This window comes from Maribacter hydrothermalis (assembly GCF_001913155.1).
Lineage (GTDB): Bacteria > Bacteroidota > Bacteroidia > Flavobacteriales > Flavobacteriaceae > Maribacter > Maribacter hydrothermalis.
This window is the reverse complement of the sequence record NZ_CP018760.1, coordinates 3,224,818-3,246,496: the sequence shown is the minus strand read 5'-3', so window position 1 is coordinate 3,246,496 and position 21,679 is coordinate 3,224,818. Positions and strand designations below refer to the sequence as shown.

Annotated in this window: 24 protein-coding genes and 2 tRNA genes; 15 read left to right on the top strand and 11 right to left on the bottom strand. The window is 32.3% G+C overall.

The features are described from left to right. Positions 1-13 precede the first annotated feature (13 nt). On the top strand, positions 14-604 hold the full coding sequence (locus tag BTR34_RS14050) for a porin family protein (RefSeq protein WP_068486575.1): 591 nt from the start codon (positions 14-16) through the stop codon (positions 602-604). Between the two features lie 68 nt (positions 605-672). Here BTR34_RS14050 and BTR34_RS14045 read toward each other — a convergent pair whose 3' ends face one another. Beyond that, positions 673-1,638, bottom strand: coding sequence for an FKBP-type peptidyl-prolyl cis-trans isomerase (locus tag BTR34_RS14045; RefSeq protein WP_068486491.1), 966 nt, complete (start codon positions 1,636-1,638; stop codon positions 673-675). A 77-nt stretch (positions 1,639-1,715) separates the two neighbouring features. Between BTR34_RS14045 and BTR34_RS14040 the strand changes: the two genes are divergently transcribed. Both BTR34_RS14040 and BTR34_RS14035 read left to right on the top strand, forming a co-directional pair. Continuing rightward, on the top strand, positions 1,716-2,141 hold the full coding sequence (locus tag BTR34_RS14040; protein WP_068486489.1) for an RNA-binding S4 domain-containing protein: 426 nt from the start codon (positions 1,716-1,718) through the stop codon (positions 2,139-2,141). Positions 2,142-2,189: 48 nt separating this feature from the next. Further along, positions 2,190-2,687, top strand: a complete 498-nt coding sequence (locus BTR34_RS14035; protein ID WP_068486487.1) for a phosphoribosyltransferase family protein — start codon at positions 2,190-2,192, stop codon at positions 2,685-2,687. Here BTR34_RS14035 and BTR34_RS14030 read toward each other — a convergent pair. Continuing rightward, the gene (locus BTR34_RS14030) at positions 2,679-3,203 is read right to left on the bottom strand and encodes a shikimate kinase (RefSeq protein WP_394333941.1); all 525 of its coding nucleotides are present in this window, start codon (positions 3,201-3,203) and stop codon (positions 2,679-2,681) included. The two genes, BTR34_RS14035 and BTR34_RS14030, sit on opposite strands and share 9 nt — an antisense overlap. 130 nt (positions 3,204-3,333) lie before the next feature. On the opposite strand from BTR34_RS14030, the gene BTR34_RS14025 reads away from it, so the two are divergent. The 12 genes from BTR34_RS14025 (at position 3,334) to BTR34_RS13965 (ending at position 12,464) form a co-directional block, all read left to right on the top strand. Then, positions 3,334-3,406 (top strand) — tRNA-Lys (locus BTR34_RS14025). A 94-nt stretch (positions 3,407-3,500) separates the two neighbouring features. Beyond that, positions 3,501-3,573, top strand: a tRNA-Lys gene (locus BTR34_RS14020). A 322-nt stretch (positions 3,574-3,895) separates the two neighbouring features. Next, positions 3,896-4,984 carry a sensor histidine kinase gene (locus BTR34_RS14015; RefSeq protein WP_068486485.1) on the top strand — a complete coding sequence of 363 codons (1,089 nt, stop codon included), beginning with the start codon at positions 3,896-3,898 and terminating at the stop codon, positions 4,982-4,984. 2 nt (positions 4,985-4,986) lie between these two features. Then, a complete protein-coding gene (locus BTR34_RS14010) occupies positions 4,987-6,312 on the top strand; it encodes a sigma-54-dependent transcriptional regulator (RefSeq protein ID WP_068486483.1) in 1,326 nt (441 codons plus the stop codon). Between the two features lie 305 nt (positions 6,313-6,617). Continuing rightward, positions 6,618-7,007, top strand: a complete 390-nt coding sequence (locus BTR34_RS14005) for a GreA/GreB family elongation factor (RefSeq protein ID WP_197496198.1) — start codon at positions 6,618-6,620, stop codon at positions 7,005-7,007. Positions 7,008-7,025: 18 nt separating this feature from the next. Beyond that, positions 7,026-7,385 (top strand): hypothetical protein, encoded by a 360-nt coding sequence (locus tag BTR34_RS14000; protein ID WP_068486479.1) that lies wholly within the window; start codon positions 7,026-7,028, stop codon positions 7,383-7,385. 132 nt (positions 7,386-7,517) lie between these two features. Continuing rightward, a complete protein-coding gene (locus BTR34_RS13995; protein ID WP_068486477.1) occupies positions 7,518-8,135 on the top strand; it encodes an MCP four helix bundle domain-containing protein in 618 nt (205 codons plus the stop codon). Between the two features lie 246 nt (positions 8,136-8,381). Continuing rightward, positions 8,382-9,674, top strand: coding sequence for a Glu/Leu/Phe/Val family dehydrogenase (locus BTR34_RS13985; RefSeq protein WP_068486475.1), 1,293 nt, complete (start codon positions 8,382-8,384; stop codon positions 9,672-9,674). A 168-nt stretch (positions 9,675-9,842) separates the two neighbouring features. Beyond that, complete coding sequence (locus BTR34_RS13980) at positions 9,843-10,262, top strand: GreA/GreB family elongation factor (RefSeq protein ID WP_068486473.1); 420 nt, start codon at positions 9,843-9,845, stop codon at positions 10,260-10,262. Beyond that, on the top strand, positions 10,259-10,651 hold the full coding sequence (locus BTR34_RS13975) for a hypothetical protein (RefSeq protein ID WP_157483933.1): 393 nt from the start codon (positions 10,259-10,261) through the stop codon (positions 10,649-10,651). Before BTR34_RS13980 ends, BTR34_RS13975 begins: the two co-directional genes overlap by 4 nt. 68 nt (positions 10,652-10,719) lie before the next feature. Beyond that, positions 10,720-11,568 (top strand): universal stress protein, encoded by an 849-nt coding sequence (locus tag BTR34_RS13970; protein ID WP_068486469.1) that lies wholly within the window; start codon positions 10,720-10,722, stop codon positions 11,566-11,568. A gap of 641 nt (positions 11,569-12,209) precedes the next feature. Continuing rightward, positions 12,210-12,464: a response regulator gene (locus BTR34_RS13965; protein WP_317039613.1), complete on the top strand. Its 255-nt coding sequence runs from the start codon at positions 12,210-12,212 to the stop codon at positions 12,462-12,464. A gap of 26 nt (positions 12,465-12,490) precedes the next feature. On the opposite strand, the gene BTR34_RS13960 is transcribed toward BTR34_RS13965, so the two are convergent. From BTR34_RS13960 to BTR34_RS13920, 9 genes are all read right to left on the bottom strand, one after another. Further along, positions 12,491-13,201, bottom strand: coding sequence for a LytR/AlgR family response regulator transcription factor (locus tag BTR34_RS13960; RefSeq protein ID WP_068486465.1), 711 nt, complete (start codon positions 13,199-13,201; stop codon positions 12,491-12,493). Next, positions 13,201-13,521: an Hpt domain-containing protein gene (locus BTR34_RS13955; protein ID WP_235843263.1), complete on the bottom strand. Its 321-nt coding sequence runs from the start codon at positions 13,519-13,521 to the stop codon at positions 13,201-13,203. Before BTR34_RS13955 ends, BTR34_RS13960 begins: the two co-directional genes overlap by 1 nt. After that, positions 13,518-14,582, bottom strand: coding sequence for a sensor histidine kinase (locus tag BTR34_RS13950; protein ID WP_068486463.1), 1,065 nt, complete (start codon positions 14,580-14,582; stop codon positions 13,518-13,520). The genes BTR34_RS13955 and BTR34_RS13950 overlap by 4 nt, the downstream gene beginning before the upstream one ends. Further along, entirely contained in the window at positions 14,582-15,712 is a 1,131-nt protein-coding gene (locus BTR34_RS13945) for an FIST signal transduction protein (protein ID WP_068486460.1), read from the bottom strand. The genes BTR34_RS13950 and BTR34_RS13945 overlap by 1 nt, the downstream gene beginning before the upstream one ends. Before the next feature lie 7 nt (positions 15,713-15,719). After that, positions 15,720-18,086: a PAS domain-containing sensor histidine kinase gene (locus BTR34_RS13940; RefSeq protein ID WP_068486458.1), complete on the bottom strand. Its 2,367-nt coding sequence runs from the start codon at positions 18,084-18,086 to the stop codon at positions 15,720-15,722. Then, positions 18,079-18,621, bottom strand: a complete 543-nt coding sequence (locus BTR34_RS13935) for a heme NO-binding domain-containing protein (RefSeq protein WP_068486456.1) — start codon at positions 18,619-18,621, stop codon at positions 18,079-18,081. The genes BTR34_RS13940 and BTR34_RS13935 overlap by 8 nt, the downstream gene beginning before the upstream one ends. A gap of 80 nt (positions 18,622-18,701) precedes the next feature. Next, a complete protein-coding gene (locus tag BTR34_RS13930) occupies positions 18,702-19,103 on the bottom strand; it encodes a response regulator (RefSeq protein WP_068486454.1) in 402 nt (133 codons plus the stop codon). Positions 19,104-19,229: 126 nt separating this feature from the next. Further along, the gene (locus BTR34_RS13925) at positions 19,230-20,480 is read right to left on the bottom strand and encodes an NAD(P)/FAD-dependent oxidoreductase (RefSeq protein WP_068486451.1); all 1,251 of its coding nucleotides are present in this window, start codon (positions 20,478-20,480) and stop codon (positions 19,230-19,232) included. Position 20,481: 1 nt separating this feature from the next. Then, complete coding sequence (locus BTR34_RS13920; RefSeq protein WP_068486449.1) at positions 20,482-21,672, bottom strand: glycoside hydrolase family 88 protein; 1,191 nt, start codon at positions 21,670-21,672, stop codon at positions 20,482-20,484. Positions 21,673-21,679: the final 7 nt, after the last annotated feature.

Here is a 21,679-nt window from a genome sequence, read left to right as displayed (position 1 = left end):
TAAAAAAAAAGATATGAAAAAAACAGTTTTAGCAGCTTTTATGGCACTTACCGGGCTATATACTATGGCTCAAAGTAGTTCAAGTTTTGGATTAAAGGGAGGGTTAAATTATGGTGCAAACGGAGATTATTTTGAATCTGCTGGAGATGCAGCGAGTAATCCCGACAGAAACATTGGCTACCATGTTGGTGTGTTTGGCAAATTTGGAGCATCAAAAGTTTATGTAAGACCAGAGTTGGTGTACACTAAAACAAAATCAGATTATGATAGTGCTGATTTTGACATGAGTAAATTGGACGTTCCCGTACTTTTAGGAATAAATTTAATAGGCCCTTTACATGTTTTTGCCGGACCATCTTTTCAATATATTCTGGACACCGAATTTGATGGTATTACGATAGATGACGTTGAAAATGATTTTTCGGTTGGAATGAATATAGGTGCCGGCGTCAACCTAGGTAAATTAGGAATTGATTTACGCTATGAAAGAGGTTTTAGCGATAATGAAGCTTCGTTCATTAACACCAACATAACCAATGTTGGACCAAGTAGAATAGATACTAGGCCAGACCAAATTATACTAAGTTTGTCATTGGCGCTCTAACAAAAATTTCATAAAACAAAAAACCTCTTAAGAAAACTTAAGAGGTTTTTTTATGCTTTATTTTTGGCTTATAAATCATTATCCAAATGATCCCAAATTCCGTCGCCATCGGTATCTAAGAATCCTACAAAATTTCCATCCGCATCTAACTCAATTTCATCTATAGTTAAGATACCATCATTGTCGTCATCCGTGTCATTGTAATTTGCAAGGTAGACTCTTGATAGAGCTTCAGCATCTTCATCTGTATTATCATTATTTAAATTACCGTCATTATTTAAATCTTCAAGAATAGAAGGTATTCCATCACCATCAAAATCCGAATTGGCTTCAAACCCAAAAGCATCAATTTTAAAAATTAATGGGCTATATTTAGGAGCCAAAGGCAAACTATTTCTTGTATCATCAAAATATGCTAGGCCAGAAGGCATAAAAATAGCACCAATTCCATAACCATTATACCTAACTGTTCCATCACCAACTTCAATTGGTCCCATACCAGTTTGAAAATTTTCGACCCCATTTCCAAAGCCCCTAACTACACCGGAAAGGTTAAGGATAATTGGTTGGAATGAAGATGCATCGAACAGGGTTCCATCGAATAATGAACCCTCGTACCTAAGAATAGAATTATCACCAATTGTTGGTTTGCCCTCTTCTATTCCTTGTCTAACCACTAAGGTGTATAACTTATGGTTTACAACTTCTCCGTCATCTCTTAAAAAACTTGAAGATGCCACTGAAATGGTTTCTGTAACTAAAAATGGGCTATCAAAAATGGACTGTTTATCACTATTAACACCAGCGATAGTATCAAATTTTATCTTAAAATCGAAACCTTCGGCTGCAGCATCAAATTCATCTTTATTATAGAAATGGGTTTTTAGAAACGCTACAATTTCTGCATCATCCTCAATAGCAACTTCACTTAATAATCTCTGTGGTACAACTTCGCCAATGGGATCATCGTCTTTTTTACAAGAACTTATTACAATTAACCCAGCAATTAGCAAATAGGCGTATTTCAAATTCATCAATATTTTTATTTAAGCGCGCAAGATACAATTTTCCCCTATTTTTGTTGGGTAGTTAACAAAGAATTGTAACCAAAATGCGCATAGATAAATTCTTGTGGAGTACTCGGTATTTTAAGACTCGGAATATAGCAACGACTGCTTGTAAAAAAGGTCATGCAAAAATAAATGGCCAAATTGCCAAGCCAGGAAGAGAAGTTTTTCCAATGGATGAAGTAGTTGTTCGTAAAAATCAAATAGATTATAAATTTACGGTTCTAGATATTCCTGCAAGTCGTGTTGGCGCCAAATTAGTAGATATTTACAGAAAAGATACAACGCCAAAAGAAGCATTTGAACATAATGAACTTTTACAATATTCTAAAGATTATTATCGAAAGAAAGGAGTTGGTAGACCTACCAAAAAAGATAGACGTGATATTGATGACTATCTTGAAACACCATCAGAAAATAATGAAACCAATTCTTCCGAAACTAATAAAAACATAAAAGAGGAGGAATAAGTAAATCTTTTAAAAACATAACTATCTTTATTGGTTTAAGAATATTATATGGAACAGACCATACTTTCACATTTACAGATTCAACACAAAATAGAACGCATAGCTTATCAAATTTACGAAGCTAATGTTTCTGAAGATGAAATTATAATTGCCGGTATAGAAGGTGGTGGATTGCAATTTGCAAAAAAAATAGTATCTACGCTTAAGAAAATTACGACCGCAAAAATTACACTTTGCAAACTTTCTATGGATAAAAGCAATCCTTTAGAAAGCGGAGTCACCACTTCTATAGTTGAAGAAGAATTCATTAATAAATCTGTAGTTATTGTTGATGACGTATTAAACTCGGGTACTACATTAATATATGGAGTTCATCATTTTTTAAAAACGCCCTTAAAACAACTTAAAACTGCCGTTTTGGTCAACAGAAACCATAAAAAGTATCCTGTTAAGGCTGATTATAAAGGTATTTCCCTATCAACTTCGTTGCAGGAACATGTGAACGTTCGTTTTGAATCTAAAAACGACAGGGTATTTTTAGACTAAGGAATTAATAATTATTTCCGCAATTTCTGTAGGTGAATTATTATTGCACTTTATTTTATGGTGTGCTTTATTATAAAAGAAACTTCTTTCAAATAAATGCTTCCCTACAAACTCTGTCAATTCTTGATCTTGTAAATGTGAAATCATTGGTCTATGATTTTTTTCTTTCATTAATCTTGTAACAAGTTCAGGAATACCAATATTTAGGTAAAAAGAGTTCTTAGTTTTCTCATTTATCAATTCCATATTAGTTCCAAAACAAGGGGTTCCTCCTCCAAGCGATAGTACAAAGCTATTTTCTATCAAGAATATTTCAGAAAGATATTCCATTTCTTTTTTTCTAAAATAGATTTCACCTTTCTCATTAAAAATAGATGATACGGACATACGCTCTGCTTCTTCTATATACGCATCTAAATCTAAAAATTTAATATTCAAATGGTTAGCCACTATTCTACCAACAGTAGTTTTACCGCTACCCATATACCCTAATAAAACTATTTTGATATTTTTCATTATCGCAAAATTGAACTAAATAAAAGGGATTTCAAAAAAAAAGAAATTTATATTGAAAAGGGTTTGTAGAATAAAGTAATCGACTTATATTTGCACCCGCATTGAGGGAATTATTTCAGAATATGCTTTTGACCTGGTAGCTCAGTTGGTAGAGCATCTCCCTTTTAAGGAGAGGGTCCCGGGTTCGAGCCCCGGCCCGGTCACAAAAAACATAGCCTCTTAACCAAAAGAGGCTATTTTATTTAATTGCGTGACCCTATTTTGTAAGTTGTTAACGTTTAAGTTCTTAACATTTTTGACCTGGTAGCTCAGTTGGTAGAGCATCTCCCTTTTAAGGAGAGGGTCCTGGGTTCGAGCCCCAGCCCGGTCACTTTTTACGATGAGCTTCCCTACTATTTAGGGAGGCTTTTTTATTTTACAATGCTATATACCGCCATCATAAAAAACTAATATTTAATTCCAGGTATTTTCGAAAATAATAATATTGTAATTTTCGAGTACTTGCGAAATGTAAAAAACAAACTTGACTTGTTAGTTTAATATTCACCATATTCATCTCATGTTAATTAAGAATTTAAACATAGAACATTACCAGGCATTTTTGATTATTTAACGCTTATTAAGGATAATAGTATTTCTCATCCTCACAAATATTGCAGACCTTTATATATCAACTTTGAAATGCTGCTTGCATGACTACAACTGAAGATATCTTAAAAGAACGTGTAAAAGAGCTTACCTGCCTTTATGAAGTCACTTCTATTATTGCCAATTCAGACTACAACCAATTACAAACCTCCCTTGAAGCTATTGTTTATTGTCTTAAAAGAGCTTGGCAGTTTGATAAAGTTGCGGAAGCACATATAAAAGTTGGTGAATATGAGGTTAAATCAGATGATTATAAATCCGACATGGTAGCTTTAAGCTCCAATATTAAAGTTTTTAATAAAATTGAAGGAGAGGTAATAGTCGCCTACCCATCTAAAATATACTCTGTTAAAGACTTTCTAAACGAAGAGCAAATATTACTTAATAATGTTGCACTAGATATTGGAAACCTCATTGAACGTAAACACATAAGAGATAGTGAAGCCCATACAAAGAGACAAATGGAACGTGCAGACCGTTTACATATTCTTGGTGAAATTACGGCTGGTATTGCCCATGAATTAAATACCCCACTTGCCAATATTCTGGGTTTTGCAGAATTACTTACCGAAAAAATAACTGATAAAGATGCTACTAGAGATTTAGAAAAAATTATGGATAGCGCTATTTTTAGTCGAGAAATAGTAAAAAAGCTAATGTTCTTCGCTTGTGAAATGCCGCAAGAAATGAAAATGGTAAAACTAATTCCTGTAGTTACAAATGTGCTAAAACTTTTAGAACCATCCCTAAGAACTAAGAAACTTAAGCTAAAAAAATTTATTGATAATGAAAGAATGGAGCTTAGGGCAGACACTGTTCAGCTAACCCAAGTGCTATTTAATTTAATAATGAATGCAATTTATTACTCACCAGAAGGGTCAACTGTAGATGTAACCATATTAGACACCGTACATACTATTTCTATTCAAATCGCAGATCAGGGCAAAGGCATTGATACAGATGTTGCCGATAAAGTTTTTGAGCCTTTTTTTACCACCAAACCCATTGGTGAAGGTTCTGGACTTGGGTTAAGTGTAGTCCATGGCATTATTACAAGTCATAAAGGGAAAATAACTCATAAGCCTAATACACCTAAAGGAACTATATTCACCGTAGATTTTCCTAAATTGTAATTATGGATTTGCGTAAAGAAAACATTCTTATAGTTGACGATGACATAGATATTCTAGAGCTATTGCAAAGACACTTACAGTCTATGGGTTATCATACGTATAAAGCAGTATCAGTAAAGGAGGCCCTATATATTCTTAAAGATACTTTTATTGATTTATTGATAACGGATATTCAAATGCCAGAGATTGATGGCCTTCAATTATTAAAATTTTCTAATGAGCATTATCCTGAAATACCAAAATTAGTAGTTACAGGTTACCCATCAGTACAAGATACGCTCCAAGTTATTAAATCTGGTGCAACGGACTATCTTACCAAACCATTCACTAAAAAAGAGCTAAAAGAAGCAATTGAAAAAGCTTTTTTACAAAATAAAAAAAGAAAAACACATACTCCAAAGACCACAGATTCCAAGCCCAACATATATTCGGATATGGTCGGTGAATCTGATGCTTTTAGAAAAGTCACCAATATTGTAGATCGGGTAAAGGATAATAAAGCTACAGTAATTATTAAAGGAGAAAGCGGAACGGGAAAAGAGTTAGTTGCACGGGCCATACATTATTCCGGCAAATTCTCCCGTGAACCCTTTATTGCAGTTAACTGTGCTGCTATCCCCGAAAATTTACAGGAAGCAGAACTCTTTGGCTATTTAAAAGGAGCTTTTACTGGCGCCAATGAAAATAGAAACGGATTCTTCCAAGCTGCAAAAGGCGGTACGTTATTTTTAGATGAGATTGGAACAGCGTCTTTAGCTGTTCAAACAAAATTATTGCGGGCTTTACAAGAAAAAGAAATTACAAGAGTAGGATCTAGAACGGTCGAAAAAGTTGACATTCGAATTATCGCCGCTACCAATGCAAACCTCATTGAAGATATTAAAAACAATACGTTTCGTGAAGATTTATATTACCGCTTAACAGTGGTTGAAATCATTGTACCACCTTTACGCGAACGAAAATCTGATATTTCCATTTTAACTGAAAAGTTTATTCGTAAATATGGAATTGAATTTAAAGATAGATTATTACGTATTTCCCCCGAAGCACTTCAAATTTTAGAACGTTATAATTGGCCTGGTAACATAAGAGAACTTGAAAATATTATACAGCGTGCCGTTATCATGTCTGATGGTGTTGTGGATGTCAAAGACTTACCCGAATTTTTAAAATACCAAATAAACTTTTCAAATAATGAGTTAAAACCTTTACGGGAAATGGAAAAGGAATATATTCAACGCGTTCTAAATCATACCCAAGGGAATAAGACAAAAGCTGCCGAAATTCTACAAATAGACCGTAAAACTTTGCGTGAAAAATTAAAATAAACACCGGGTAATATTTCCTCGCATGGGTAAATATTACCCACTACTCTACACTGCTAAAAATAAAATTTCAATTTAAAAGTACTGTAAATCAATCAGTTATGATTTAAAATATTTTTATTTTTAGTATCGGCACAGCAATTGTATTTATCTGAACAAATAAATTAATCTGTTTTATAAATAATTACAAACTGCTTTTAAAGATGAACAAAAAACTTTAAAAGTATTGAAATTAAGAACAGCAAGTTGAATTTAATTTACAGCAAAAGATGAAGTATGGCAGTCTTGTTTTAGAAAAAAATGAATTCATGATGATTAAACATTATCAAGAACTGAATGTTACCATTGAAGATTATGCACACAAAAATGTTTTGGAGATTTTACATCAAAATATGTCCAATGCAATGCTTTTTGAGTCTGAGGACATCCCTTTTGATATTGTAAAAATGTATTCATTTATTACTCTGGTCGGTAATGCTGGTAGGCAGTCAACTTTTCAAATAGTTCCTCCGAATGAAGTCAATATTCAAAAGAAAAAGATTTCAGTAATTAGTAGTTTAGGAGCTTCTGTAATTGGCCGTGCCGAAAGTGATAAAATTACGTATGGACTACCTGGCGATGTAATATCTTTAAAAATTCAACAAGTAAAACAAATAAATAATACCAACCTAAAGCAACCAAAAATAAAAAATTATTAATTATTAAAAAGTAAAATTATGATTAAATATGCAATTGCTCTTTTATTTTCTGTAGGTATGTTAACAGCTCAAGAAAATACAATAAAACAAACAAATGTTGAAGTTGGTGACGTTTTCGAAATAGGCAAGCCAGAAGCCAACAAATACAAACATATTGATTTTCCCCATGAAAATTTTATAATAAAAAGAGGGGGAATAGCCAATTACAAACGAGCCGAAGGTGCAACGGTTGTAGTTACCTCTATTAAAGAAAAAAAAGATGGCACCACTCAAATAAAATTTAAGAAAAAAGATGGTGGACGCTTCTTTGGTAGTCACACAACAATACAAGCCAATTACCATGAGGCCATTTCATCTGGTGAATTAATGATGCCATAATTTTTTTAGTTGGTTAATGATATCCACTTGGTCTATTCTGTACTAATTTTAAAAAAGAATTAATAGTTCAAGTGGGTTTCTAACTCTTTAAATAAAAGTAATTTTTAAGAATTAATCTAATAGATAGAACAAATGATCAAAACATCAGCAAAATTACATGCGGGCTTTATTTTAGCCATTGCATTTTTATTGGTTCTTGGTTCTAATAGGTTAAATCAAAAGCATTTTTCAAGAATACAAACCACAGTAAATTCAGTACATGAAGATAGGGTTGTAGTTCAAGATTACATTTATCAACTTAGTACAATTATTCATAAAAAAGAACTACGGTTTATAAGTGACGATAAATTTACTGAAGAGCAATCGGAAAATGAAAAAGCAGAAAAACTATTATTAGCTTTTAAAGCGACTAAACTAACTTCTAAGGAATCTAGTATATTAAATGAATTAACTGCTCAATTTAAAAATCTTAAAAATTCGGAGAACAAAACTCTAGAGGCTACTAATCAACTTAATAATAACAATGGAGTTCTTACGTTAAATAGCCTACAAGAAATGAAAAATAAATTAGATGCACTAGCCCATATACAACTAAAAGAAAGTATGCAAATGACAAAGCAATCTAATAAGTCCTTAGATATGAACATGCTCTTTGCCAAGCTTGAACTTGCTTTTTTAATTATTATTGGAATTGCAATCTTAGCTTTAATTTTTTATCCAAGTAAGTCAAAACAAACCATATTAGAATAAAAAAATTCTTTAAAACGCATCTTAAAAACAATATAATTTAAGCAAGATGAAAAATTATAATCGTAGTATTTGCTCCACATGTAGGCATGTTTTGCTATGCAACTTAACTAGAGATAAAAGTTCCATTCACTCTTGTAGTGATTATGTTCATTACCTAGATATTACTAATGAACCAACATTAGTAATATCCAACGAAATGGCTACCAACGAAGAATTTAAAAAAGAATTAGTACTAAACTAAATATAATGATAGCAAAATTAGAGACAGAGAAAAAAGCCCCTAAACAAGGCATGCTAGATAATGTTATGCGACAGTTTGATAATGCCGCAGATATTATTGAGCTAAACACCAACATTAGAAAAATTCTTGAAGTAACGAACAATGAAATTGTTGTTCATTTTCCAGTAAGGATGGATAATGGGGAGGTAGAAATTTTTACCGGTTATCGTGTACAACATAATAATTCATTAGGACCGTATAAAGGCGGACTACGTTATCACCCTACCGTTGATATTGATGCTGCAAAGGCACTTGCCATGTGGATGACTTGGAAAACATCCTTAGCTGGCCTGCCTTATGGTGGTGCAAAAGGTGGTATTCAAATTGACCCAACTAAGTATACCAATGCAGAATTAGAACGAATAACAAGAAGGTTTACTTATGCTTTAGGTGACAACATAGGTCCGGAATTAGATATACCTGCACCGGATGTAAACACAAATCCACAGACAATGGCCTGGATTTTAGATACGTACATGTCAACAAAATCACCAGCTGAGCGCTCTACAAACATGCATGTAGTTACGGGCAAACCCATAGGCGCAGGAGGTTCTAAAGGACGAGATAGAGCTACAGGGTACGGCGTATTCCTTACTATTAAATTTTGGGCAGAAAACCACAATATTGATTTAAAGGATAAAAAGTTTATAGTTCAAGGATTTGGTAATGTTGGGTATTGGGCAGCGTACTTTCTAGTTAACGAAGGAGCTATTTTAACCGCTGTACAAGATGCTTATGGTTGTATTACCAATGAAAAAGGTATTGACGTAGATAAACTATTGGAATATACCCAAAGTAATAAAGGTAGTATACTTGGCTTTGCAAATGCAAAAAAAATAGATAGTTCAGAATTTTTTAGCTTAGACTGCGACATTTGTATACCTGCAGCATTAGGAAACCAGATTACAGCTAAAAATGCCAGTAAGATAAAAGCTTATTTAATTGCAGAAGGCGCCAACGGACCTACAGATGTAGATGCAGAAAAAATATTACTAAAGAAAGGTATTGATATTATTCCAGATATTTTATGTAATTCCGGTGGAGTTATTGGTAGTTATTTTGAGTGGCTACAAAACCGCAACGGAGAAATTTGGTCTCTGGAAGAGGTGATGGAAAAATTGGAAAAGAAAATGAAAGAATCATTTACCAATGTAATTGAAACTTCAAAAAAACGTAATGTAGATATGCGTACGGCAGCATTTGTTATTGCCATAGAACGTATAGAAGAGGCGTATACACAACGTGGAATCTTTCCATAAATAAAAGTATAATTATTATGATTTAAGGAGAATATTAAAAAATATCATATTGTCATTATGAGCGGCATTCAAATTATTTGAAAATCAGCTAACTCAACTTTCTGAATGCGCTCTAAATGGCAATAAATTAAATCTCCTTTATTATAAATATCCAAAAACAATTAGAAAATGAAGTACGGGAATCTGGTTATTGAAAAAAAAGAATATGTATTACTAAAAAGGTTCATGAATCTTTCTGGGTATTATAAAGATGATACATTACGACTATCAGTTCAGAAATTAGTAGGAGAAATGGAATCGGCAATTATCTTGGATGCATCAGACATGTATGATGATGTAATAAGGTTCAACACCACTGTAACTGTTGTTTCAGATGGTGGTTGGCATAGAAAATTTAAGTTGGTTATGCCTCCTGAAAGCGATGTAAAAAACAACAAAATATCTATACTTACCCCTATGGGCGCAGCAGTAATGGGTTATAGCGAAGGTGATTCTTTAGTATGGGAATTCCCTACCGGTGAACAAAAAATAACGATCCAAAAAGTTGAGCAAGAGAACCAACATATTAACCTAAACATGGTATTATGATTGTATCGAAACAATTTTATCCGCATGAATCAGATAATAGGATCATGATGAAAAAAGATAGATTAGAAATAAATAGTTGGACCAATGATTTAGAATTTTTGAATGAAGAGATTGAATATTTTTTAGACATCGAGGATAAAATACTCCACAATTCTAATATATATCAACAGTTACATGGTACCCGAAGAGAGAATACACTATTATTAAGTACCCTTTACCGTTATGAAGGTACAGTGGGAAATGCCATAGAATGTGATACTACAGATTGTGATGCGTATTATCTAAGCCACCACGAAAAAAAACGCGAAACCTATAATTCCCATATTCAAAAATATAGAATATTAAAAACAAAAATTTTATCTCAAATACTTTTAAAAAACCAAATATAGTTGAAACAATAATTAATAAAAACAAGCCATAATAGAGGTTGCACTATTAGGCATAAAAAATATAAGTCATGGAAAAAAGGATTCTTTTACCAACGGATTTTTCAAAAAACTCATGGAATGCTATACTGTATGCTATTAAGCTTTTTGAAAATAATAGTTGTGATTTTTACATACTACACACGTATGCTAAAGAAGCCCATGGCTTAGATAACACAACACTTTTAGACCCTGAAGAAGGATTTAACAAATTGTCTGAATTTAATTCAAAAAAAGGTTTAGGAGAAATACTAATTCGCCTTTCTGAATTGGAAAATACGGAAAAACACAACTTTCATGTGGTTTCCGAATCTTCCCTGCTATTAAATGCAGTTAAAAAATTAAATTCTCAACTTCATTTTAATATGATAGTTTTAGGTGCAAAAGGAAATAATAGTAAAAGTGGAGAAACTTATGGCAAGCACACTTTAGAAATATTAAAAAATGTAAGAAAGTGCCCTATTCTTGTGGTTCCGGCCAATGTAGATTTTAATATTCCGAAAGAGATTGTTTTAACTACCAATTTTAATACCAGAATTAAAGAAAGTGAAATAACGCATTTGGTTGAAATAGCTAAACTAAGCAACGCATGTATACAAGTTTTAAGTTTAACACAACCAAAAAAATTAACCTTCGCCCAAAAAAGAAACAAGGTTTATCTACGCAAACATTTAAGTGAAGTAGCCCATAATTTTAATACACTTAGAAATGTAAAAATGGCCACGGCGTTAAGTTGTTTTATTGATATTAGACAAGCTAATATGATAAGTTATATTGATAAAAAGCCGACTTTATTGGAAAGAATAGGTTTAAGAAAATTGTCTTTAAATAAACTTGGTTTTCATCCCAACATACCGGTTCTAGCATTACATAGTAAATGATTTTATCCCAAAAAAACAACGTAATTGAATATATCATAGGTATTTAAATTTCTATGACTAACTTATTCATATAAAGAAATAAGCAGCTTACATGATCCCTATCATTATAATTTTGAAGATAGAACTATCCACCCAAATAAACTACAATTATTAAAGTAAGGTATTTCTCATATTTCCGAAAATCTCAAATGCATAATCTTTCTGAACATATTGCACATAATTTACTGTAACTGCAAAAAGCATAAGAAACATTAACCTAAAAGATACTGTATAATTTACAAAAGCTAAATATTTAAACACCCACACCAAACCGCTATACACCTATTTTAATAAATCTATATTTATTGTTCCACTAGAAACTAAAACAGTTATTGACTAAGTTTATCATGATAAAAACGTGGGGCAGGTTTTATTTTTAATTGGGAAAAAACACTTAAACGACGGATATTTTAATGTTCCTATTTCTGACAGAAATGAAACTAACAGTTCTTCTATGTCACCAATTGTGTCGCTCGTTTTATTTGAGTTAATTTTAAAATAATTAACGGCGTTTGAATTCGATTAATTAAAAAAAATACACAATTATTTATATTTATTCATGTAAAACAGGTATAAATATTAAACTAAAAACGGAATAAAAAATTGAACTACCTGAAGTTATTTTTTTAGATATCAATATGCCGTTTTTAGACGGATGGGGATTTTTAGCTGAATTTAAAAAATTGAAATCTAAAATTGCAAACAAAGTAAATATCTATATGGTAAGCTCTTCTATTAGAGAAACGGATGTAAAAAGAGCGTTGGATTTTGAAGAACTAACAGGATACGTGGTAAAACCTTTACATAAGGCTCAGTTAGCTAAAATATTTAAAAAAATATATCACGAGAATTGGTAAGAAAATTAGAGGTTAATTGTTTTCTTTTAAAGTAAATTTAATCGTCTCATCAATTCTGGCCGATTAGAACGGCTAATGGGTACTACATTTTTAGCAATAAGTACGCTATTATCCTCTATATCTATAATTTTCAGGAAGTTTATGATATAAGAACGATGTATTTGTAAGAATAACTTTCCCGGTAATTTTTCCTTGATTTTCTTTAAAGTTGTATGAACCCTGTATTTTTCTTTTTCAGTTTTTACATCTATATAATCACCTTTCGCCTCAATAACCAAAATTTCTTTTAGTTTTAATTTAATAAGCCTTCGGTCTATATTAATATATAAATCTTCACCATCCACAGATTCAGGTATAGGTGCCAATTGTTGCTGCACCTTTAGATTTGAAGTACTTGTAATTTTAGTAATACACTTTTCAAATCGTTCTTGCGTAATCGGTTTTACCAAGTAATCTACAATGCATTCATATTCATACGCAGCAATTGCAAAATTGGTGTCCGAGGTAGTTAAAACTATTTTTGGCGGATTTTTCAAGGTCTGAACAAAATCTACTCCGCTAAAACCGGGCATATGTATATCCAAAAATATAACATCAACATCTTGCTGATTTAGAAATTTTATTGCACATATTGCATTATCAAATTCTTCAACAACATTTAACATTGGTATTTTAGAACACAATTGCTTAACAATTGCACGCGCCATAGCTTCATCATCTATTATAATACAGTTCATTAAATAGTTTTTAAATATGCTTCTATCGTTGTTAAAACATCATTAAATTTAGCTCCATTGTCCTGCTTACCTTTCAGTAATTCCATTTCATAGGCAACGGCTAGTCTATAAGAATTTTCCATTCCTAATATATTAAATTTGTGCTTTAGCTTATGAACAATATCAGCAGTTTCCTTAATTCTAGCATTAGTAATATGGCCAATGTATTCTTCTTTTTCTAAAGGAAATTCATTTTTTATAATTTCAATAAATTGACCTCTAAATTCAACATCGTCCCCTGCAAGTTCATCAACATAATTAAGATTTGGTTGTTCCATCATAATTTCTTTTTTAAAGTAATATAAAAAGTAGTTCCTTTATTTTCTTGAGATTCTAACCAAACATCTCCATCATAAAGCGCAACTATTTTCTTAACAATGGCTAGGCCTATACCTGTAGCATTATCGGTTGTTTCTAATTTTTTAAACATATGAAAAATACTCTCTTGATGTTTGGCCGCTATACCTTTGCCATTATCCGAAACGCTAAATTTCCAATAAACCTCATCAGTTTCATAACCCACTTTAACATGGCCATTCTTTTTATGTTCTGTAGCATTCACGGCATTTGTAAATAAGTTCATAAACAACTGCTCAAATCGAGATCTTACGAATATGATTTTCGGCATCTCTTTAGCATATTCAAATGTTATATTGCCAGGCACGTAAATCGTCTTTTCTATTTCTTTTAAAACATCGCCAACATTAAATTCAACGCTACGCTCCTTTGTTTCACCCATGGTAGCATGGTTTAAAATACCGCTTATCAACTTATCCATTTTCATTAGATTCTCGTGTACTAATGAACAGTTTTCCTTACTAGTGTTAGAAAATTTCTCCTTTTCGTCCTCCACGATCCAACTCATTAGTGCGTTAATATTGCGTATTGGAGATTTTAGATCATGCGATACCATTTGTGCATAATCGTTCAAAGACTGATTTTGAAATTCCAGACTTTTTAAAAGTTTATCTTTTTCAACGGTCATCTTAGAGACCTTTATGGCTAGGTTACTTATATAACCTGCTAAATTCTCTGCGTTGATTTCATTGTCAATATTCTGGTTAAATATTTCTTCTTCATTTAAATTCTCCGTTAAACTACGTATTGCATTCTCTAACGAAATTAAAATACCTTTTTGTTGAAGAGCTTCTTGCTGTAATTTTTTATTGGCCTCAAAAAGCTCATCCGAACTTATTTTGGAGGATCTATGAAGCATAGAAAATTTATCATCATAATTTTCGTACGACTTTTCTATAGCCTCTAAAAAATTGACCATTTCAGGTTTCGATTCCAGCTCCGTGGAAAGGTATTTTCTAATTTGTCTTTTTAAAAGGGAATGCATTATTCACTAAATAAAGTTAATGTCATTGTTTGGTTATGAAGCTTACATTCATTTTGATTATTAAATGGCGCCATTTCCCCGTAAGAATAAAATCCACTAATAAAAGCTTGTTCGCCTATTACAGATTTTACTTCTTCAATTTCCTCTTCTGTTCTTTGGTCCATGACTAATTTACGCCCAATACAACTTATTAGAAGCGCTAAATCTGGATTTTTCTTCCTTCCTCTCATTGCATATTCCGCCGCACGATATGCACCGTGTACAATATCGTCTACAGATGACATCATTAATTGTACCCTAGCACCCTCTGGAACATCACCTGCAAGGATCATAGCATTATCCTCATGATCAATGTTAAGAATTGTTCTAACCAAAGGTTCAGATTCTTCGGTACTCTTTACACTTAAGGGGTAAAGTAAGGCTGATTTTGGCAATTCTTTAGCTTTTTCCCCTAAATAGGTTTTGTAAAGATCCAAAGCTGGTTTACCATCTAGTTCAAATAGTACATTGCCTTTAGATTTGGTTACAATTCTTTCTGGACCAAAGGCTGTCCATCCACCAAAGTTAGCACTGGTAATCTCTAAAGTTTCACCATAAAAACCAATTGCTACTATTTCCCCTTCTTTAGGGTTTTCATTATAAGAAGCTAGAGTTCTCTCAAAACGATCATCATCTCCACAAAGTCCTCCAGATAATTTTACATTTTTATCCTTTACTTTCTCTATTCCGTTTATCAAAGCACTACCATTAACTGTACTTCCTTCAGATATTAAAAATAGATGCCTTAAATTTTCTTTAGGAAATTCAGTCATTAAACTTTCTCCTAAATTAATTTCATTATTATCATGGTCCTTTACATTACTTCTTTTAACCATAATAGTGCTTTTTTCAAACTCTATCGCAGTTAAAACTACAGAATCATTTAATACCTTATCATCAATAATTTCACCAGAAGCTGTACCAAAAACTATATGTCCGTCAGGGAACAAATCTTTGACCTCAGCATAAATATCGTCACTTTCTAGCATGTATCTATTTCCGAAAACCAAAACCAAAGGTTCCTTTAACTGTGCTGAATCCTTAAATACAAAAGACTCTTTAGTTTTTTTAATTCCTTGAATTATCTTCATCTGATTTTTAACTAGTTAAAATCTTTTTTATTGTAAAATGAAATTGGGTTCCCTCACCAACAACACTGTCTACCCATACATCACCATGATAACGGTCAACAATTTTTTTTACGATCGATAGTCCTATTCCTGTTGATCTTTCATTGTTTCCAATTGACTGGAAAATTTCAAAAATCTTTTTATGATATTCTTCTGGTATGCCGACACCATTATCACTAATAGTAAACTGCCAATATTCTCCTAAATCTTTAAAAAGAACTTCTACAATACCAACATCCCTTTCTATGTGTACCACGGCATTACCAATAATATTTTGAAAAACTTGATATAATTTAGTTCTATCGGCCATAATCGAAGGTAGCTGTTTTGGTACAACTAAATCTACATGTTCTGGGATATAAATGGTTTCCCTAATGTCAGAAATTATGGTATTCAAATCTATTTTTGAATCTGAAAGAGCAGAGTTGTTAGCGGTAGAGTATTCTAAAATTCCTTGAATTAATTTATCCATAGAAGCTACTTTCTCTTGCATTAATTCAAGATTTTGACGACCACCTTCATCTAAGACATCTTTATAATCCTCAAACAACCAAGTTGCCAGCGCACTAATACTTCTTAAAGGAGATTTAAGGTCATGAGATACTATATGTGCATATTCTTGAAGACCTTGATTACTATTTTCTAGATCTAACAATAACTTTTCTTTCTGTAGTTCAAGTTCTTTATGTTCGGTAATATCTAAATGAATTCCAATAGACCCTATAACCCTACCAGTATCGTCATATCTAGGAGCACCACTTATTAGCCAATGCTTTTTATTTTGTGATTTATCAATTACTTCTACTTCGTAAGATTCCGATTTACCTTCTCTACGATCCTGGTTTTTTGTAGTTATGATACAATCGTCGTTTATCTTAATTAACTTAGATGCAACCTTGCCTATAAGTTCGTCCATTTCAAAGCCACTCATTTTACAGAAGCTTTGATTAACCATTTGTATTACATCTTCATTATCTACTTCAACCAAACCTAAATTCATATTAGCAATAATGCTTCCGTATTTTTCTCTCTGCGCCTCTAAATTTTTTCTATATTTTTTACTTATTGTAATATCATTATATGCCCATAAATGTCCTTTATAATCTCCTTCATTATCAATAGGAATAAAATCTCTAGCCAAAACCTTTCCATCTGTCATTTCAAGTTCATCGGCCAAAATAGTTTCCTTTTTTTCTAAAATTTCTTCAATTCTACTCATGAAATTTTTAGAATTCTTAAAAACATTTTTACTTATCTCTGCATATCCCCTACAATCAGTCCCAATAAGATCTTTTGGTGTTTCGTTTATATTAAATATGTTACAGAACATTTGGTTGGTCAATGCAATTTTACCATCTTCATCTTCTAAGAGAACACCTGTTTGTAAATTAGAAATTAAGGCTGACAGTCTATTTTCCGATGCTTTTAATTTTCTTTCTGACTCTAACTGCCTAGAAATATCTTCTATTATTGCAACTTGATAATCTGATTTACCTTTATTTTTTGTAATTGCAGTAACCATTGTTTTAGCCAAAATTTTAGAATTATCTTTTTTGGTAAATTTCTTAACTGCTTTAAAACTATCAATTTCACCAGCGTTCATTTGCTCTAGTAAACTTTTGCCAATTGTTGGGTCTTCAGGTTCCGATAATTCTTTTAGGGAACGTTTTCTTAGCTCAAATTCAGTATAACCTAGCATTTCTACAAAAGCATTATTTGCTTTTATTATTTCACCATTTACTGATAAAACAATACCTAACGGAGAGTTTTCTACAATTAAGTCTAATTGTTTTTTTTGTTCTACTAATAAGCTTTTTACTTCGGTTTCTTGAGTAATATCTCTTATAATACCCTGAGCTGCAATAGGATTTCTATTTTTATCATAAACTAAACTTGCGCTAATTTGAACCCATTTTTCACCTGCATTTTTAGTTAAAATTTTTGCTCTATAATTGGAAAGTGTACCTACCTGTAATAGAGATTGCATGGATTCTTGTGTATATGCTAAAAACTCTGGGTGAATAAACTCCGATAAGTTTATTAAATTTTTAGTGTGATCAAATCCCAAAAACTCCTTGGCCGATGTATTCATATTAATAACATTAAAACTCATGTCCATGACAACATAAGGGTCAATTATATTTATAAAAATACCATCTAGTTCAGAGGTTTTTTCACTTAACAAATTCTCGAGCTTACTGTTTATATCTTTTAAATGACTAGATACATCATATAGCTCTTTAGACTTTTCCTCTAAAATACGCTCTGCTTGTTTACGTGCCTCCTTTTGTCTTAATAAGGCTTTTTTTAAAAGAATAACCTCCGTATTATCCATTTTGTACAATATCAAATTTTACTTCAGTACCGTCATCTTTTAAAAGTTCATAAGTAATATCTGCCTTACCATTAAAGTGTTCAAAGGCTTTTTCCATAAGGCCCTGTGCCAATCTAAAGAGTCCTCTAGACGAGGAATAGATCATTGATATAGAAGTATCGGTCTTCTCAAGAATTTTAAATGTTGGCAATTCGGCTTCGGGGTACAGTTTTTTTACATGTACGTGAATATGGTCCTCTATGGCGTAAAGCAAACCAATTGGTGATCTATAACTTTGTATAACCTCGGGGTGTGCATTTTTTAAACCTGCAAACAAGTAAAGTCCTAAAGCGTAAATTAAGTCTCCTGCCGGGAGATTTACCTCTTCACTTAATTGGGTAATTAAAGCCACCATTTCATTGAAATCATAGGTGGCAACAGAGGTATATATACCCTGAGATGGTAAATTTGATTTTTCTATGATGTTATCAACGGTCTCTAAACCAAACTGGGTTTCGACCATTTCTAAAAATTCTGTAAAAACAATACCTTTCATTTGTAAAAATTATATTACAAATCAAACGTAGGAAAATTAATACATAAAAAATTAAAAATGTTGTGAAAACGGTTTTTTTGTTAGCCTTTAACTAATTGATTTACTTCCCAATATTGTAATACCGCATTTAACTTAAACTCGTAATCCTCATATTTTAAGGGTTTTATAACGTATCCAGCAATACCTGCTTGGTAACATTTAAGTAAATCTGCTCTATTTTCAGAAGTGGTCAATATAACTGTTGGCAAATACTGCAACAGTTCATCACTCTTAAGAATATTAAGAAATTCTATACCATTCATCCTAGGCATATTTAAATCTAACAATATAATATCCGGTAATTTTTCCCCTGATCTTAAAAGGCTCAAGGCTTCTTCTCCATTCTTGGCTTCAACAATAGTATGCTTTAAATGAAGTTTAGAAACGGTGCGTTTCAACTTCATAACTTCGATTAAATCGTCTTCTATTAATAAAACATGCATTGTTTATCTATTTTGCTTTTACAAATGTCAGATTTTTTCTACCATTATAATATCTGCTATAGGTGAGTGACCGTTTACTATCGGTGAGTGGTAATTTATTATCGATGAATCATTTTTCGAATTTACTTAAAAAGTTCTATTTGGACTAAATGAAGTGATGTCCATACTGGTTTTTTTGTTGGATATAACCTCAGAAACCAGTTTTCCCGTTACTGGTCCTAAGCTCCACCCCATCATGGCATGACCTGTAGCAATGGTTAGATTTTTGATGCTTGTAGATTTACCTATATACGGAAGACCATCTGGGGATACTGGGCGTAATCCCGTTTTAGCACTATTGATTTCAGCACTATTAATTTCTAATTCGGGATAAAAAGAATGAGCGCCATTAGCAATTGCTAGTACACGTTCTTTTCTTACAATAGTATTATTACCTGAAAACTCCATAGTACCGGCAAACCGGGTAAAGCCGTTCATTGGTGTTACCGCCATTTTAGATTCCATTAAAATTGCAGGTATAGAGATTCCTGTTTCTCGTTCTACATTTATTCTATATCCTTTACCTCCTTGTAATGATAAACTTAAATTCAATTTTTTTGCAAGTTCTCCACTCCAAGAACCAGCAGCCATTACCACTTCAGCTGGTTTATAATTATCCTTATCTGTAATTATTTCCTTTAGTATTCCATTAGAACTTTTAATATCTAATACTTCTTCATTTGTATTTATACTAACACCTTGTTGTATTAAATAATTTAGAAGCTTCGGCATAACCTCTGTTGGGGTTGTATGTCCATCACACTCATAATGTATAGCACCTTCCGCATCAATTTGTACATTTGGCTCCAAAGTTTTTAATTCTTCTTTATTCAATTCAGTAACTTCTAGCCCTTCAAAAGCTACTCGGTCAGCAACTTTTTTTTCATGTAGATAACTTGCTTCAGTTTTATAAAGCATTAATAGACCTTTACGCTCTAATTGAAAATCACCTAAATCGCCAGAGTTTTTTATGTCGGTAAATAGCTCCCTACTTATAAGGTTAATTTCCTTTATTAACGGAATTGCTTTTTCAACTTTTGCTGGGGTAGATGATTTATGAAATTGCCATGACCATTTCAAAAAATCTGCATCTAGCCTTGGTTTCATATAAAACGGACTTGCAGAATTAAACATCATTTTTATCCCTTTTGCAATCATACCAGGTGATGCCAACGGAATAATATGACTTGGTGTAATATATCCTGCATTGACGAATGATGCTCCAGAGGTGATATCCCCTTTATCAATTACCGTTACCTCAAAACCCTCTTTATTTAAAAAGTAGGCAGTACATAAGCCAACAATTCCCCCACCAATGACTACAACGTTCTTATTCATGCTAGTTTTCTGTCTTTAAATTGTGTTGGCGTAAAAGTGCTTCTAAAAAATAATAATCTGCATAATTAATAGGAACATCTATTTCTGAGTTATCTGGCAGATGACCTGTAGAATGTTTCAGTAAAAAGCCTTCATTAGTACCTACCTCAGCTAAATAAGTCTCAGTACTTAGGGATTTTAAAATATTGGATGCCCTATTTACATAACTGGTTTTTAAAGAATCGTCAACAAAGGTACTAAGCTCATACAAAGCAGATGCCGTAATAGCTGCAGCAGAAGCATCTCTAGGGGTGTTATTTGAAACCGGCGCATCATAATCCCAATAAGGTATTTTATCTTCTGGTAGGTTCTTATGATTATTTATATAGTTTGCTATATTGTTTGCTAGCTCTAGATATTTTATATCTTTAGTTTCACGGTACATGACCACGAATCCATAAAGACCCCAAGCTTGCCCACGTGCCCAAGCAGATTCATCTTTATAACCTTGTGCTGTATTCCTTTTTAAAATATTGCCAGTATCTATATCATAATCCAATACGTGAAAAGAGCTAAAATCATCTCTAAAATGGTTACGCATGGTCGTGTTTGCATGAGTTATCGCTATATTATAATAGGTTGAATCCCCTGAAATTTTTGTTGCTTCAAAAAGCATTTCTAAATTCATCATGTTATCAATAATAACAGGACATTGCCATCTATCATTGGTATTCCAAGATTGTAAAATTTCGGCTTTTGGCTTAAAACGTGATGAGAGAGATTTTGACGCTTGTACCATTACCTTTTCATAATCTTGGTTATCAATATACTTTAAAGCATTCCCATAACTATCGCCAATCATAAAACCTAAATCATGAGTTTCGGTATAATATTGTAAAGAGTCTAGAAGTTTAGTGTAATAAAGAGCTCTATTCTTCCACTCTGTATTATTTGTAAGTTTATATAAATTCCACATAGAACCTGGGTGAAATCCACTGGTCCAATCATAAATACTTACCGAGTGTAATTCGCCATTAACTATAGTTCTTGGCATTGGTTTATTAGTATCTAAAAATTTTATAGAATTATGGTATAAATATTCGTATTGGTCTGCCACTCTGTCCAGGAAAGTTTCTTTTATTTTAGCTTCTTGGGCATTACACCAACCGAATACTACAAACAAAACCAGAAAAATTCGTTTATATATTTTCATTTTACAA